Below are 16,093 nucleotides of genomic sequence, written 5' to 3' on the forward strand. Positions count from 1 at the left end.
GCGCTCACCCCGCCCGGTCGCGCTCCGCCTTCTGCCAGCCCTCGCGGGTCTCGCCGATGAAGTCCTGGAGCCGCCCCTCGGCGATGGCCCGGCGCAGGCCCGCCATCAGATCCTGGTAGTAGGACAGGTTGTTCCAGGTCAGTAGCATCATGCCCAGGATCTCGCCGGCACGGACGAGGTGGTGCAGGTAGGCCTTGCTGTACTGGTTCGCCGCCGGGCAGGTCGATTCCGGATCGAGGGGGGAATTGTCCTCGGCAAAGCGCGCGTTGCGCAGGTTGAGGCGGCCGTGGCGGGTATAGACCATGCCGTGGCGGCCGGCCCGGGTCGGCATCACGCAATCGAACATGTCGATGCCGCGGCTCACCGCCTGGACGATGTCGTCCGGCGTGCCGACCCCCATCAGGTAGCGGGGCTTCGCTGTGGGCAGGTGCGGCTCGACGGTCTCGATCATGGCGAGCATCGTCGCCTGCGGCTCGCCGACCGCCAGCCCGCCGACGGCATAGCCCTTGAGGTCGAGATCGACCAGGGCCTTGGCGCTCTCGATGCGCAGGGCCGGGATGTCGCCGCCCTGGACGATGCCGAACATCGCCTTGCCGGGCTGGTCGCCGAAGGCGATGCGGCAGCGCTCGGCCCAGCGCAGCGAGAGGCGCATCGCGCTCTCGATCGCCGATTCGGGCGCCGGCAGGCGCACGCATTCGTCGAGCTGCATCTGGATGTCGGAGCCGAGCAGGCCCTGGATCTCGATCGAGCGCTCGGGGCTGAGCAGGTGCGTCGAGCCGTCGAGATGCGACTGGAACCGCACCCCGGTCTCGTCGAGCTTGCGCAGGCCCGCCAGCGACATGACCTGGAAGCCGCCGGAATCGGTCAGGATCGGGTAGGGCCACTGCATCATGGCGTGGAGGCCGCCCAACCGCGCCACCCGCTCCGCGCCGGGGCGCAGCATCAGATGGTAGGTGTTGCCCAGCACCACGTCGGCGCCGAGCGCCTTCACCTGCTCGGGGTACATCGCCTTGACGGTGCCGGCGGTGCCGACCGGCATGAAGGCCGGGGTGCGGATGACGCCCCGCGGCATCCGGATCTCGCCGGTGCGGGCCGGTCCGTCGGTCGCCGCGACGGTGAAGGTGAACTGGTCGGTCATCGCGTCTCCGCCCGGAAGAGCAGGCTGCTATCGCCGTAGGAATAGAAGCGGTAGCCGCGTTCGATCGCGGCGGCGTAGGCCGCCCGCATCGGTTCGAGCCCGGCAAAGGCCGAGACCAGCATGAACAGCGTCGAGCGCGGCAGGTGGAAGTTGGTCATCAAGACGTCCACCGCGCGGAAGCGGTAGCCGGGCGTGATGAAGATGTCGGTGGCGCCGGTCCAGGGCCGGATCGTCCCGTCCGGCTCGGCGGCGCTCTCCAGGAGCCGCAGCGCCGTGGTGCCCACCGCCACGATGCGCCCGCCCGCCGCCCGCGCCCGGTTCAGGGCCTCGGCCGCCTCGGGCGTGATCTCGCCGATCTCGGCATGCATCCGGTGCGCGTCGGTGTCGTCGGCCTTGACCGGCAGGAAGGTGCCGGCGCCGACATGGAGCGTCACCCGCACCTGCGCGAGGCCGGCCGCATCGCAGGCCGCCAGCAGGTCGGGCGTGAAGTGCAGGCCGGCGGTCGGCGCCGCCACCGCCCCGGGCTCGCGAGCATAGACGGTCTGGTAATCGGCGGCGTCCTGCGCGTCGGTCGGGCGCTTGGCGGCGATGTAGGGGGGCAGCGGCAACTCGCCGAGAGCGGCCACCGCCTCGTCGAGGGCAGGTCCCGCGAGGTCGAAGGCGAAGGTGGTCTCGCCCCCCTCCCCGCGCGCGACGATGGTGGCGTCGAGGCGGGTCATGGCGCAGGTCTCGCCCTCCCCGGCCCCGCCGAAGCTGACCCGGTCGCCGACCTTCAGGCGCTTGGCCGGCCGCACGAAGGCGCGCCAGCGATCCGGCGCCTCCCGCAGGTGGAGCATCGCCTCGAGGCGCACCGTGGTGCCGTCCCGGTGGCGCAGGCCGCGCAGGCGCGCCGGGATCACCCTGGTGTCGTTGAACACCAGCACGTCGCCGGGCCGCAGCAGGCCGGGGAGATCGCGCACGATGCGGTCCTCCGGCCTTGAGCCGGGATGGAGCAGCATCAGCCGGGCGCCGTCCCGCGGCACTGCGGGCCGGAGGGCGATGCACTCCTCCGGCAGGTCGAAATCGAACAGGTCCACGCGCATCCGGCCCTTCAGCCAGGATTCCGCCGCCGGATCAATGGGGCAGACGCACATCCCGCCGGAGGGCATGGCGCACCGGCCCCCGGCGCCCCATCTGGAACGGCGTCGTCGTCAGGAGTTCCCGTCATGGCCAGCCATCCGACCCTCGATGCCGAGCTCGTCGTCTGGTGGGACGCCGAGGCGGCGCGGCTGGACAGCCTCGCGGCCTCCGCACGCTTCGGCTTCATGCGCCAGCACTATGCACGCAAGGCGGCGACGGCACGGGCGCGGGCCCAGGTGAGCCGCCTGCGCGAGCAGGCCCGGTCCGCAGGAGACCGGCCGGCCACGGCCTGACCGCACATCCCTGACCGGGCGTCATAGCCCGAGCTATGACCTGTGCCGTGGCCTTCCCGGGGGGCGCCGCCTTAAGGGAGCGGCGCCGCGCCGCAGCGGGCGCCATTCCTCTGCGGCACCGACCAAGCTTCTCGGAACATCGTCATGGAACGTGCGCAAGCCGCCGCCCTCGCCAGCGCCGGGGTCGGGCTCCTGGTGCTCGCCCTCAAGTTCTTCGCCTGGTGGATCACCGGGAGCCTCGCGCTCTATTCGGACGCGCTCGAGAGCATCATCAACGTCGTGGCGGCGATGACCGCCTTCGTGGCGTTGCGCGTCGCCGCCCAGCCCGCCGACCAGAACCATCCCTACGGCCACCACAAGGCCGAGTATTTCTCGGCGGTGATCGAGGGCGCGCTCATCATCGTCGCCGCGGTGGTGATCCTGCGCGACGCCTACGACGCGATCCTGGCACCCAAGACCCTCGACGCGCCGCTGATCGGCGTCGCGGTGAACGGTCTGGCCACGGTGATCAACCTGGTCTGGGGCATGATGCTGGTCCGGCGCGGGCGCGACTGGCGCTCGCCCGCCCTGGTGGCGGACGGCAAGCACGTGCTGGCCGACGTCTTCACCTCCGCCGGTGTGCTGATCGGGCTCGGGCTCGCCACCGCGACCGGCTGGGCGATCCTCGATCCGGTCATCGCCGCAGTGGTGGCCGTCAACATCCTGTGGTCGGGTGGCGCGATGGTGCGCGACTCGGTCAACGGCCTGATGGACGAGGCGGCGCCGCCCGAGATGGTGGGGCAGATCCGCCGGCTGATCTCCGAGCACGGCGAGGGCGCGCTGGAAGCCCACGACGTGCGCACCCGCCACGCCGGCCAGGTCACCTTCATCGACTTCCACCTCGTGGTCCCGGGCGAGATGACGGTGGCGGAATCGCACACGATCTGCGACCGGCTGGAAGCCGCGATCGAGGGCGCGGTGGAGGGCGCCGTGGTGACGATCCACGTCGAGCCGGCGGAAGAGGCCAAGCAGCGCGGGCTACCGGTTATCTGAGGCGCGCGCCCTTGCGGCGGACCGCTCCGCCCGGCGACAAGGCCGATGCAACGGAGGACGGACGAGCGTGACGGGTGCCGACGACGATTACGTGTACGACGAGGCGACGGGCGAGTGGCGCCCAGGCAGCGAGATGAAAGCCGCCGCGACCCGCGAGGTGCGCGACGCTTCCGGCACCATGCTGGCCGACGGCGATTCCGTCACCCTGATCAAGGACCTGAAGGTCAAGGGCGCGAACCAGACCCTCAAGCAGGGCACGGTGATCCGCTCGATCCGGCTCACCGACAACGACGACGAGATCGATTGCCGGCACGAGACCATCAAGGGTCTGGTGCTGCGCACGGAGTTCGTGCGCAAGCGGTGAGTGTTTCCCGAGCCTGTTCGACAGGCTCGCGGCATAGTAGATGCTTTTTAATCTCACCCGCGACCTCATCCTGAGGTGTTGGTCGATTGAAAATCGACCAACCTCGAAGGAGAGCTCCAAAAGTCTCAGCGCTCCCTGGAGCTCTCCTTCGATGTCAGTCCATCTCCGATGGACTGACACTTCAGGATGAGGTCGTGAATGGGATGAAATCTCTCATCACCAACCGGACGGGCTCTCACCGTTCGCTCAGCACCGGCACCATCCGGCGCATCGCCTCGGTGAGGTCGGCGGCGGAGCGGGCGAAGCACAGTCGCAAGAAGCCCTCGCCGCCAGGCCCGAAGGCCGAGCCCGGCGCAAGCCCGACATTCGCCTGATCGACGATGCGCTTGGCGAGGCGGACATCGTCCGGCTCGGACGGCACCCGCGGGAAGGCGTAGAAGGCGCCGGGGGGCGAGGGCAGTTCGACGCCCAGCAATGCGCTCAAGGCGTCGCAGACGATGGCCCGCCCGGCCCGTGCCTGCGCGATCTGCTCGGCGACGAGCGATTCGCCCTCCCGGATCGCCGTAATCGCGGCATGCTGCAGGAAGGTGGCGACGCCCGACGTGCCGTAGAGGACGAGCCCGTCGACGATCCGGCCGATCGAGGCCGGGCCCTCCAGCCAGCCGACCCGCCAGCCGGTCATCGCCCAGTTCTTCGAGAAGGTCTGGACGAACAGCACCCGGTCGCGATCCTCGTTCTGCCAGACGTCGCGGATCGAGGGCGCCCGGCCCGACGCTTCGTGAGCGGGATCGAAGCAGAACCGGCCGTAGATCTCGTCGGCGACGATCCACAGGTCGTGGCGGCGGGCGATGTCCAGGACTGCCGCGAGGTCGGCCTTCGTCGCGACCCACCCGGTCGGGTTCGCCGGGGTGTTGAGGACGATGGCCCGGGTGCGCGGGGTGATCGCGGCGGCGATCCGGGCGATGTCGAGGCTCCAGCCGTTGCGGGCATCGAACTGCATCGGCACCGCGACGGGCCTAGCTCCCTGCATGGCGACCGCGCCGAAGAAGTTCGACCAGGTCGGGGTCGGCAGCACCACCTCGTCGCCGGGCTCGGCCGCGATGCGGATCGCGGTGTGGAAGGCATGCATGCCGCCCACCGTCACGAAGAATCGTTCCGGCCCGACGGGATCGCCGTAGAGTCCCGAAACGTACTCGGCCAGGGCTTCGCGCAGCGGCGCGATGCCGAGCATCCGGGTGTAGAAGGTGGCGCCGTCGCGCAGGGCCCGCTGCGCCGCCTCGGCGATGAAGGCCGGCGTCGGCCGGTCGCCCTCCCCGACCCAGAGCGGGATCAGGCCGGGCCGCTCGACGCCGTAGGCCACGAGCTCGCCGATGCCGCTCGGCCACACCCCAGCCGCCTCGCGGCTCACCGGCGGCATTGTGTCGGGCAGGGGCGTGACGGTCATGCTGGGACTCACCGATGGAACGGGAGACCCAGGGATCGCAAGCGGCACGCTCCGGCGCAAGCCGGAGCGTGTGGGAGTCAGATCCGCGTGGCGATGAAGAACCAGCGCGTCCCTTCGAGCGAGCCGGTCTCGCTCAAGGGAACGAACGGCCCCTCGTCCGAGCGGCAGAAATGGCGCTTGAACCGGTCGGCGGGAAAGTAGCCGAGCAGCCTGTCGACCGACCCGCCGAACTTTTCGAGGCCCGCCCCGCCATGGACCTCGATGAACCAGTTCGGGATCCGGTCGCGCGACGCGCCGGCCCCGTCCAGCACCGCGCATTCGAAGCCCTCGACATCGACGTAGACGATGTCCGGCGTGCCGAATTCCTGCACCAGGCTGTCGATCGAGCGGCTCTTGACCTGAACCTTGCCGTGGGTGCCGGCACCGCCGTCTACCTGGCCGTTCAGGCTCTCGTTGAATTCCAGCACCCCGTCCTCGCTCGCCGCGGCGGCGTGCAGGATCGTCAGGTTGCGGACGCCGTTGAGGGCGACGTTCTCGTTGGCGACGCGGGCATTATGCGGGTTGGCCTCGAGCGCCACGACCCGGCCGGTGGGGCCGACATGGCTGGCGAGCTGCAACGCCACCACGGCCTGGTGCGCGCCGAGGTCGAACACCACCGCACCGTCCTTGAGTGCCCCGCTCTCCTTGAAGAACGCGATCTCGGCGAGCATTCCCGAATCGTGGTCGTACCATTCGGCCCCGACCGGATCGCACAGGCTGACCTTCAGATCGATCCCGCCGAAGCGATGCGACACGACTCGCTGCTCGAAGGACTTGAGCGAGCGCTCCAACTTGGCTCGCCGGGCCATGGATTGCATCCATGGCGGCATCAACTGCTTGGACAACGCCGTCAACATGGGATGACTGACCCTCTCACCGATCGCCGGAAGTTCATAGCAGATTGGGGGCGGGGGGCCGAAGCGGGTTCGGGTTTCTCGGTTAAGCAGTTCTGGCACGGGAGAGTGAAGGTCGTACGTCTATCGTCAAGATTTCGGTGAGAGACGTGTTACCCCATGCTAATACATCAATTGATAAACTAGGAAAGCGCGGGTTTCCCCTCTCCCCGCGGGCGGGGAGAGGCCTGAGCTCCGAAGGGGCTCAAGGAGCGGCGAACCGTAGGTTCGCCGCGAGGGTGAGGGGGTGTTTCCGGAGGAGCCTCAGCCGCCACCACCCCCTCACCCTCGCTCCGGCTACGCCTCCGCTTGCCGAGCCCCCTGAACGGAGGCTCGGCCCTCTCCCCGCCCGCGGGGAGAGGGGAAACCTGTGCCTCTTCTTGTGGCCGTCGTCTATATCCTCAGCCCTGCCGCACCAGGATCAGCGTCGCCAGCGGCGGCAGCGACAGGGTCAGCGAGTGATCCTGCCCATGCGAGGGCTCCGCCGCCGCATCGACCCCGCCGTAATTGCCGACATTGCTGCCGCCATACCCTTCGGCATCCGAGTTGAACGCCTCACGGTAATGACCGGCCATCGGCACGCCGATGCGATAGCCGTGCCGCACGACCGGGGTGAAGTTCGAGACCACGACCGCGATCTCTCCCGGCGCGCGTCCCTTGCGGGCCCAGGCGATGACGTTGTTCTCGGCATCGTCCGAGACCAGCCACTGGAAGCCGGCGGCCTCGGTGTCGCGCTCATGCAGCGCCGGGGTCGCGATGTAGAGGTGGTTGAGGTCGCGGACCAGGGCCTTGAGGCCGGCGTGGAACGGATCGTCCAGCAGATGCCAGTCGAGGCTCTGGTTGTGGTTCCACTCCTTCTCCTGGCCGAACTCGCCGCCCATGAACAGGAGCTTCTTGCCGGGATGGCCCCACATGAAGCCGAAATAGGCGCGCAGGTTCGCGAATTTCTGCCAGCGGTCGCCCGGCATCTTGCCGAGCAGCGAGCCCTTCCCGTGCACCACTTCGTCGTGGGAGAGCGGGAGAATGAAGTTCTCCGAGAAGGCGTAGAGCAGGCCGAAGGTCAGGTCGTGGTGGTGGTAGCGGCGATGCACCGTCTCCTTCGAGATGAAGCGCAGGGTGTCGTGCATCCACCCCATGTTCCACTTGAAGCCGAAGCCGAGGCCGCCGGTATAGGTCGGGTGCGAGACGCCGGGCCAGGAGGTCGATTCCTCCGCCACCGTCATCGTGCCGGGGGCGTGGCTGTAGGTCGCCTCGTTGGTCTTGCGCAGGAAGTCGATGGCTTCGAGGTTCTCGTTGCCGCCATACTGGTTCGGGATCCACTCGCCCGCCCGGCGCGAATAGTCGAGGTACAGCATCGACGCCACCGCATCGACCCGCAACCCGTCGAGGTGGTAGTGTTCGAGCCAGAACCGGGCGTTCGAGGCGAGGAAGGCCGAGACCTCCGTGCGCCCGAAATTGTAGATGTAGGTGCCCCAATCCTGGTGGAAGCCCTGGCGCGGGTCGGCATGCTCGTAGAGATGCGTGCCGTCGAACTGGCCGAGGCCGTGGGCGTCGAGGGGGAAGTGGCCCGGCACCCAATCGAGCAGGATGCCGATGCCGGCCTCGTGCGCCGCGTTGACGAACTCGGAGAAATCCTCCGGCGAGCCGAAGCGGCTGGTCGGCGCGTAGAGCGAGACCGGCTGGTAGCCCCAGGACCCGTCGAACGGATGCTCGGTGATCGGCAAGAGCTCGATATGGGTGAAGCCCATTTCCTTGGCATAAGGAATCAGGCGGTCGGCCAGTTCGCGATAGGTGAGGTAGCGGTTGCCCTCGCCGGGCACCCGCGCCCAGGAGCCGAGATGGACCTCGTAGATCGAGATCGGGCCGTGGCGATGGTCGAGCGCGTTGCGGCTCTGCATCCAGGCCTGGTCGCGCCAGACCGGTGACGGCAGGCCTTCGAGTCGCGACGCGGTCTCGGGCGGTTGCTGGGCCGCGAAGGCGACCGGGTCGGCCTTGAGCGGCAGCAGCGCGCCGTCGGGCCCGCGGATCTCGAACTTGTAGTGGCCGCCCTTCTTCAGTTCGGGGATGAACAACTCCCAGACGCCGCCATCCGGCCACAGCCGCATCGGGTGGCGCCGTCCGTCCCAGTCGTTGAAGTCGCCGACCACCGAGACGCGGCGGGCATTCGGCGCCCAGACCGCGAAGCGGAAGCCCGGCGTGCCGCCGATCTCGACCGCCTGCGCTCCGAGCACCCGGTGCACGGCGTCGTTGCCGACATCGCGCAGGAGGCCGATCTCCTGCTGGTTCAGGGTCGCGCCGTACTCGTAGGGGTCGCGCCGGGTGCGCTCGGTATTGTCCCAGCCCTCGACGGCGAGGCGGTAATCCGGCCGCTGCGGATGGGAAAAGCTCGCGACGAAGAAGCCGGCCGGGTGGCGTCGCTCCATCGGAACGCGGGTGTCGCCGATCACCACGGTGGCGGCACGGGCCTCCGGCAGCACCGCGCGGACCTCCCACTGCCCCTCCCCGACCTCGTGCGGCCCCAGCACCGCGAAGGGGTCGCCGTGCTCGGCCCGCATCATCGCCTCGACGGCGTCGGGATGGACCGCGTAGGCGCGGCCCGGCACCGGCGGCCGGGCGGGACGGCTCGGGGCCGGCCCGGACACCTTCGGTGAGGCCGCCGCCTGCATGGCGGCGACGCGCAGGGAGACGTGCTTCTTCGGCTTGGACGACACGGATCCCTTGCCCTTCTTGCCCGACTTCTTGTCCATGCCCTTGGCACCGGCCGTGACCGGCGTGACCAGCACGGCCGCGACCTTGGACTTGTCCGCCTTCGCTGGCTTGCCGGTCTTCTTGCCGGTATCTCTGGAACTGTCGGTCACGGGCATCCCAAGGTTGCGGTCGGTCTGGTGCCGGCGAGCGGCCGGCTTCCGGGCGCGGGTCTCGTCGTCCATGGGTTACGCACCTTTCTGGTCGGCCAGGATGGCCAGCACGCCGCGGGCCGGAATCTCGATCCAGTCCGGACGATTGTTGGCCTCGTAATCGATCTCGTAGAGCGCCTTCTGCAACAGGCAGAGGCGCAGCAGGCGCTCCCGCGTCGCCTCGTCGGTGACGGCGGCGCGGCTGCCGTCGACGGTGGCGGCATAGGCCTCCAGGAAGGCCCCGCTCACCATCCCGCGCCAGGCCGCGACGGCGGACTTCGCCCGCTCGCTCGCATCGGCGAAGCGCGAGGCGACCTCCCGGGTCACGGTCTCGCCGCCATAGGCGAAGGAGCGCAGGATGCCGGCGACGTCGCGCAACGGCGTCGACTTCGCCCGGCGCTCGTCCACCGGCCGCGACGGCTCGCCCTCGAAATCGACGATGATGAGGTCGTCCTGCGAGGCGAGCACCTGGCCGAGATGATAGTCGCCGTGGATCCGGGTGCGGTGGGCCCCCTGCGGCGCCTCGCGGCTGAGCGACGCGACCAAAGCCTCGATCTCCGCCTTGGCGGCTAGGATCGCGCCGGCGGCCTCGCGGGCTCCCTCCGACGCCGCGGCGCCGAGCGCGTTGCAGGCCCGCAGGGCCTTCTCGGCCTGGCGCCGGGTATCGGCGGCGAGCGCCGCGAGGTCGTCGGCCGTGAACGGCTCGGCGGCGAAGGCCGGGTCGGCGGTCTCGCTGGCGAGCGCCCGGTGCATCTCGGCGGTGCGCTGGCCCAGCAGCCCGGCCCAGCGCAGATGGGTGGCGAAGGTCTCCTCCGGGGAATGCGCCTCGCTCTCGGGCACCAGCACGATCGCGTCGAGGTCGCGGCGCAGGTATTCGAGCATCAGGGTCCAGGCATCGCCCTGGTTGCGCACGAAGGCCTGGAGCAGGCCGAGCGCCGTGGCCGTGCCGTCGGGCCCGACATGCTCGATCACGCCGAGCAGGGCCGGGGTGTTCTTGAACCCGGCCTCCTCGGTGAGGAAGCGGCCGACCTCGACCTCCGGATGCGAGCCGGGCTGGAGGCGGCGCAGGAGCTTCAGCATCGCCCGCGAGCCGAAGGCGATCGAGGTGTTGCTCTGCTCCGCCGACAGGCGGCGGATATCGGCCGGATCGAGTTCGAGCTCGGGGTCGAAGGCCGAGGTCGCGGTGAAGCGGATGCTGCCCTTCTCCGACGCGATCTCGCGGTTGTGGCGGATTGCGTCGACCATCGCGAGGGCGAAGTCGGGCGAGGACGCCGCGCCGTAGAGAAGGCCCATCCGCGGGCCGCGGCGCACCCGGGCGACCGCGTGGTCCATCAGCGATTCGTCCTCGCGGCCCTCGTCGACGGCGAGCGGCACGAAGTATTCCTGCGTCTCGCCATTGGCGAGCGAGACGGCGATGCGCGGCAGGAGGAAGCCGTTCGAGCCTTCGAGCCGCGGCAGGATCGCGCTGTCGACCACCTCGACCCCGCGGATGCGCGAGCCCTTGGCGCCGAACCAGCGCCGCGAGCCGATGAAGCGCGGCGCCACGGTGCGCTCGAAGGCCTGGCGCTCGCGGCCCTTCATCAGGGTCTCGACGCCGCCGGTGAGCACCAGGGTGAACAGCTCCGGCGCCTCGGGGCTCGGGCCCATCGTGCCGGCATTCGCCGTCGAGAGAGAGAACCAGTAGAAGCCGTAGGCCGGCATGGTCAGCAGGTAGGGCAGGTCGCCGATCGGCGGGAACGAGGTGCCGCCGGTCAGTTCCACCGGCACCGCGGTGCGGAGATCCGAGAGGTCGAGCTGCACCGCCTGCGGCGCCCGCGACAGGTTGGCGACGCAGAGCACGCGCTCGTTGTCGTGCTCGCGGATCCAGGCCAGCACCTTGCGGTTATCGGGATACAGGAAGCGCAGGGCGCCGCGCCCGAGCGAGACGTGGTTGTTGCGGATCGCGATCATCCGCCGGGTCCAGTTGAGCAGGCTGGTCTGGGCGCGGGTCTGCGCCTCGACGTTGACCGCGTCGAACCCGTAGATCGGGTCTTGGATCGTCGGCAGGAACAGGCGGGCCGGGTCGGAGCGGGAGAAGCCGCCGTTGCGATCCGGCGACCATTGCATCGGCGTGCGCACGCCGTCGCGGTCGCCGAGATAGATGTTGTCGCCCATGCCGATCTCGTCGCCGTAATACAGCACCGGGGTGCCGGGCATCGAGAGGACCAGGAACTTCATCAACTCGATCTTGCGCCGGTCGTTCTCGAGCAGGGGCGCGAGGCGGCGGCGGATGCCGAGATTGATGCGGGCGCGCCGGTCGGCGGCGTAGAAGCTCCAGAGGTAGTCGCGCTCCTTGTCGGTCACCATCTCGAGCGTCAGCTCGTCATGGTTGCGCAGGAAGATCGCCCATTGGCAGCCGTCGGGGATCTCCGGCGTCTGCCGCATGATGTCGGTGATCGGGTGCCGGTCCTCCTGCGCGATCGCCATGTACATCCGCGGCATCAGCGGGAAGTGGAACGCCATGTGGCATTCGTCGCCGTCGCCAAAGTACTGCGCGGTCTCCTCCGGCCACTGGTTGGCTTCCGCCAGCAGCATCCGGTCGGGATAGGATTCGTCGAGGGCGGCGCGGATCTTCTTGATGACCGTGTGGGTCTCGGGCAGGTTCTCGCAGTTGGTGCCGTCGCGCTCGATCAGGTAGGGGATCGCGTCGAGGCGCAACCCATCCACACCCATGTCGAGCCAGTAGCGCATCACCTCGATCACCGCGTCCAGAACCTTCGGGTTGTCGAAGTTCAGGTCGGGCTGGTGCGAGTAGAAGCGGTGCCAGTAATACGCCTTGGCGACCGGGTCCCAGGTCCAGTTCGAGGCCTCGGTGTCGAGGAAGATGATGCGGGTGTCGGTGTACTTCTCGTCGGTGTCCGACCAGACGTAGAAGTCGCGCCACTCCGAACCCTTCGGGGCGTTGCGGGCCTGCTGGAACCACGGATGCTGGTCCGAGGTGTGGTTGATCACGAGCTCGGTGATGACCCGGAGATTCCGGGCATGGGCCTCGTCCACGAAGGTCCGGAACTGGTCCATCGTCCCGTAGGACTGGTTGATGTCGCGGTAATCCGCGATGTCGTAGCCGTCGTCGCGCAGGGGCGACGGATAGAACGGCATCACCCAGATCGCCGTGACGCCGAGGTCGCGGATGTAGTCCAGCTTCGCGGTCAGGCCGTCGAAATCGCCGATGCCGTCGTTGTTCGCGTCGAAGAAGGACTTGACGTGCACCTGGTAGATGATGGCGTCACGGTACCATTGCGGATCGGTACGATCGATCATCGCGTCAGAGCCTCATTCGATCGGGTCGTGGCGCCGGGCTGATGGCTGTCGTGGCATTCGCCATGCTTCAAGCTCAACGCGGGGCGCCGGGGAGAGTTCGGGCTGCCTGCCGGCACGGACGGTCACCCGTCCGCGCCGATACGCACTCGGCTAGGCAGAGCCGTGCTGCCACGCGCCGCCGGGCGCCGCAAGCCGGTCGGGGCGGCGAAGGCGCCAGATCACCACCGAACGCTCGGCCGGATCGAGGGCGATGCGGTGGGTCTTGCCGCGCAATTCGAACTTGTAGCCCTGGAGCAGGTCCTCGACCTCGACCGCGCCGTCATCGGGCAGGCCGAGCTGCCAAAGCGGCACCTCGTAGGTGCATTCCTGGCGGTTCCGCGGGTCGAGGTTGACCATGCAGAACACCGCGTTGTCGCCGGACGGCGTCATCCGCAGGTAGGCCAGGATCTGCTCGTTCCAGGCCGGGGTGAAGACGACATTGCGAAAATCCCAGAGCGCCGGGTTCTCGCGCCGGATGCGGTTCAACGCGATGATGTGGTCGCGGATGTTGCCGGGGCGGTAATAATCCCAGGCCTTCAGCTCATATTTTTCCGAGTCCAGATACTCTTCCTTGCCGGGCACCGGCGCGGCGTCGCACAGTTCGAAGCCGTTATAGATGCCGTAGACGCTCGACAATGTCGCGGCCAGCGTTCCCCGGATGATAAACCCCGGCCGTCCGCTGGTCTGGAGGAGGACCGGGTTGATGTCCGGCGTGTTGGCGAAGAAGTTCGGTCGGTAATACTCGCCCATCTCGCCGGCGAGTTCGGTCGCGTAGGCCGCCAGCTCGTCCTTGGTGTTGCGCCAGGTGAAGTAGGTGTAGCTTTGCTGGAAGCCGGCCTTGGCGAGCTTCTTCATCATCTTCGGCCGGGTGAAGGCCTCGGCGAGAAACAGCACGTCCGGGTAGCGGTCGTTGATGTCGCGGATCATCCAGTCCCAGAACGGGATCGGCTTGGTGTGCGGGTTGTCGACCCGGAAGATCTTCACGCCCAATTCGACCCAACCGGCGATGATGTCGCGCAGCTCGATCCACAGCGACGGGAACGCGCCCTCACGATAGAAATCGACGTTGACGATGTCCTCGTACTTCTTCGGCGGGTTCTCGGCGAACTTGATCGTGCCGTCGGGCCGCCAGTCGAACCATTCCGGATGCTGCTTGATCCAGGGATGGTCCGGCGAGCACTGGATGGCGAAATCGAGCGCCACTTCCATGCCGTGGGCGTGGCTGGCGGCGACCAGGCGGCGGAAATCGTCCAGGGTGCCGAGGTCGGGATGCACCGCCTCGTGGCCGCCCTCCTCGGCGCCGACGGCGTAGACCGAGCCGACATCGCCGTCACGCGCCTTCAGCGAGTTGTTCTTGCCCTTGCGGTTGGTGCGGCCGATCGGGTGGATCGGCGTGAAGTAGAGCACGTCGAAGCCGAGTTCGCGGATCTCGGGCAGGCGCGCGATGACGTCGTCGAAGGTGCCGTGGCGGTTCGGATCACCCGATTGCGAGCGCGGGAAGATCTCGTACCAGGCCGAGAACCGGGCGGCGAGCCGGTCGGCGAAGACCTCCAGCACCACGGGATAGCGCGAGAGGTTCACCCGCTCGGAATTGCGATGGATCAGCGCCGTCTGCTCCAGCAAGCGGCGCAGCTGCGCCGCCGAGCCCGGCTCGTCGGCCTCGAGCGCCGCCACGAGGCCGTTCAGCGCCGTAGCATCGCTGCCCTCGGCGAGCGCGGCCGCCCGCTTGACGAGGCCGACGCCCTCCTGGGTCTCGAGATGCACGGCGATGCCGGCCTTGCGCTTCTTCTCCAGGCCACGCAGCCAGGACGAGAAATCGTCGCGCCACGCCTCGACGGTGTATTCGTAGCGGGCATTGCGGGTGAGCGGGAAATGGCCGTGCCAGCGGTCGTTGTCGACGAACAGCATCGGGTCGCGGCGCCATTCGGTCTCGCCGGCGAGCCGCGACAGGACCGCGGCGTTGATGACGTCGTGCCCGTCGGTGAAGATGTCGGCCTCGACATGGACCTGGTCGCCGACGACCCGCTTGATCGCCGAGCGGCCGCCATCGATCTCCGGGCTCACCGCCTCGATGACGACGCGGCCCTCCCCGTCCGGAGTGGCGCGGCGGGGACGGCGCATGGCGCCGATGCGGCGGGCGGCGAGGATGCGCACCGCGCGCGGCTCCAGGCCGATCGACTGGTCGGCGCGGAAGACCAGGGGCGAGACTTCCGGCGTCAGGTCCTGGAACGGCCCGAACTCGCCGCCGGTGCCGGCGATCAGCGGCGCCGGATCGACCGCGACCGGCTTGTCGGTCGGGTTGTGCAGCACGATCACGGCGTTCTCGGCCGAGCCGGTATGGCCGGTATCGATGCGGATCAGCGCGACATACGACGCGTCAGGCGCTGAGAGGCGCCACTGCGCGCCCTCGACATTGGCCGCCGGCAGGTCGGCGCGCAGGCGGTTGATCGCCGCGATGAAGCCCGAGATGTCGATGCCGGTCTGGTGCTCGCGGCTCTCCGGTGTGGTGTCCACCACATGGAGGGGCTTGGCGTAGCCCCATTCGTAGCCGATCGGCATCAGCACGCCGGCCGAGAAGAAGGCGGCGAGCGCGTAGCGGCTCTTCAGTTCCGCCGCCACTGCCTCGCGCCCGCCATTCAGCGAGGCGGCGAGGCGCTGCATGTCGTGGTTCTCCGGGAAGGCGATCGACGGCGCCAGGATGCGCAGTCGCTCGTACTGCTCCAGGGCCCAGGGCGCCTTCAGGTCCCACCAGGCGAAGGAGTTGAACAGGTAGTCGAACCCGGCCTCGGCCGTGGCGCGGGCCTCCTCGAAGGTGCAGCCGAGCGTCTCGGCGGCGAAGAGCGCCGCGTGGTCGCGCTCCTTGGCGGCACCGATCAGGCTGCGCCACACGTCCGGCGGCACCTTGTAGGCGGCATCGCACCGGAAGCCGGCGACGCCGAGAGCCTGGAGCCTCGCGATGTAGCCGTTCCACAGCTCGGTGAGCGCCGTGCGCGGACCCGACGCCACGTAGTCGAATTCGGCGAGGTCGCCCCAGACGGTGATCTTGGTCGGATCGTCGGGATCGACCGCGTGCGGGCTCACCGGCGCGCCGGATTCGTCGCGCACGAAGAGATCCGGGCGCTCATGCGCCAGCCTGCCGTCATTGGCGGCGTGGTTCACCACCAGGTCGGTCATGATCTTGAGGCCGTGCCCGGCGGCCGCCGCGCAGAAGCGGCGGATCTGCTCGTCGTCGGGCGTGCCGTCGAGATCGCGCAGGCGCTCGTCGAGGCGATCCACATCGGCCACCGCGTAGAGCGAGCGCGAGCCGCCGGCCTGGTGGAACGGGTTGAGATAGACCCAATCGAAGCCGAGTTCGGCGATCCGGGGCAGTTCCGCGGTCCAGGCCGAGACCCGGCCGACCAGGAGGGGAAACAGGTTGTAGATCCGCGGTCCGGCCGCCAGCGGCGCCAGGGTGGCCGGCAGCGGCGTCACCTCGCGGGTGCGCTTCGCCGGCTTGGTGCTGGTGCGGGGTACGTTCATCGGCCCGATCCTGCCT

10 protein-coding genes are annotated in these 16,093 nt (G+C 69.0%); 3 read left to right on the forward strand and 7 right to left on the reverse strand.

Annotated features, from left to right (window positions below; all coding sequences use genetic code 11):
- Window positions 1-4: 4 nt before the first annotated feature.
- Window positions 5-1,138 carry a tRNA guanosine(34) transglycosylase Tgt gene (gene tgt / locus HBB12_RS27840; protein WP_236992333.1) on the reverse strand — a complete coding sequence of 378 codons (1,134 nt, stop codon included), beginning with the start codon at window positions 1,136-1,138 and terminating at the stop codon, window positions 5-7.
- Entirely contained in the window at window positions 1,135-2,220 is a 1,086-nt protein-coding gene (gene queA / locus HBB12_RS27845; protein ID WP_236992334.1) for a tRNA preQ1(34) S-adenosylmethionine ribosyltransferase-isomerase QueA, read from the reverse strand. The genes tgt and queA overlap by 4 nt, the downstream gene beginning before the upstream one ends.
- Window positions 2,221-2,343: 123 nt before the next feature.
- Between queA and HBB12_RS27850 the strand changes: the two genes are divergently transcribed.
- The 3 genes from HBB12_RS27850 to HBB12_RS27860 all read left to right on the forward strand — a co-directional run bounded on the left by HBB12_RS27850 (window position 2,344) and on the right by HBB12_RS27860 (window position 3,946).
- Entirely contained in the window at window positions 2,344-2,550 is a 207-nt protein-coding gene (locus tag HBB12_RS27850; protein WP_236992335.1) for a hypothetical protein, read from the forward strand.
- Window positions 2,551-2,694: 144 nt separating this feature from the next.
- Window positions 2,695-3,582, forward strand: a complete 888-nt coding sequence (locus tag HBB12_RS27855; RefSeq protein ID WP_236992336.1) for a cation diffusion facilitator family transporter — start codon at window positions 2,695-2,697, stop codon at window positions 3,580-3,582.
- A 67-nt stretch (window positions 3,583-3,649) separates the two neighbouring features.
- The gene (locus HBB12_RS27860; RefSeq protein ID WP_236992337.1) at window positions 3,650-3,946 is read left to right on the forward strand and encodes an alkylphosphonate utilization protein; all 297 of its coding nucleotides are present in this window, start codon (window positions 3,650-3,652) and stop codon (window positions 3,944-3,946) included.
- Between the two features lie 235 nt (window positions 3,947-4,181).
- Here HBB12_RS27860 and HBB12_RS27865 read toward each other — a convergent pair whose 3' ends face one another.
- The 5 genes from HBB12_RS27865 to HBB12_RS27885 all read right to left on the reverse strand — a co-directional run bounded on the left by HBB12_RS27865 (window position 4,182) and on the right by HBB12_RS27885 (window position 16,077).
- Window positions 4,182-5,390, reverse strand: a complete 1,209-nt coding sequence (locus HBB12_RS27865) for a pyridoxal phosphate-dependent aminotransferase (protein ID WP_236992338.1) — start codon at window positions 5,388-5,390, stop codon at window positions 4,182-4,184.
- Window positions 5,391-5,467: 77 nt separating this feature from the next.
- On the reverse strand, window positions 5,468-6,238 hold the full coding sequence (locus HBB12_RS27870; RefSeq protein ID WP_236992339.1) for an FkbM family methyltransferase: 771 nt from the start codon (window positions 6,236-6,238) through the stop codon (window positions 5,468-5,470).
- A gap of 485 nt (window positions 6,239-6,723) precedes the next feature.
- Window positions 6,724-8,988: a 1,4-alpha-glucan branching protein GlgB gene (gene glgB / locus HBB12_RS27875; RefSeq protein WP_442919380.1), complete on the reverse strand. Its 2,265-nt coding sequence runs from the start codon at window positions 8,986-8,988 to the stop codon at window positions 6,724-6,726.
- A 267-nt stretch (window positions 8,989-9,255) separates the two neighbouring features.
- Window positions 9,256-12,519: a maltose alpha-D-glucosyltransferase gene (gene treS / locus HBB12_RS27880; RefSeq protein WP_236992340.1), complete on the reverse strand. Its 3,264-nt coding sequence runs from the start codon at window positions 12,517-12,519 to the stop codon at window positions 9,256-9,258.
- A 150-nt stretch (window positions 12,520-12,669) separates the two neighbouring features.
- The gene (locus HBB12_RS27885) at window positions 12,670-16,077 is read right to left on the reverse strand and encodes a maltotransferase domain-containing protein (RefSeq protein WP_236992341.1); all 3,408 of its coding nucleotides are present in this window, start codon (window positions 16,075-16,077) and stop codon (window positions 12,670-12,672) included.
- Between the last annotated feature and the right edge of the window lie 16 nt (window positions 16,078-16,093).

This window comes from Methylobacterium sp. SyP6R, assembly GCF_019216885.1.
Classification (GTDB): Bacteria; Pseudomonadota; Alphaproteobacteria; order Rhizobiales; family Beijerinckiaceae; genus Methylobacterium.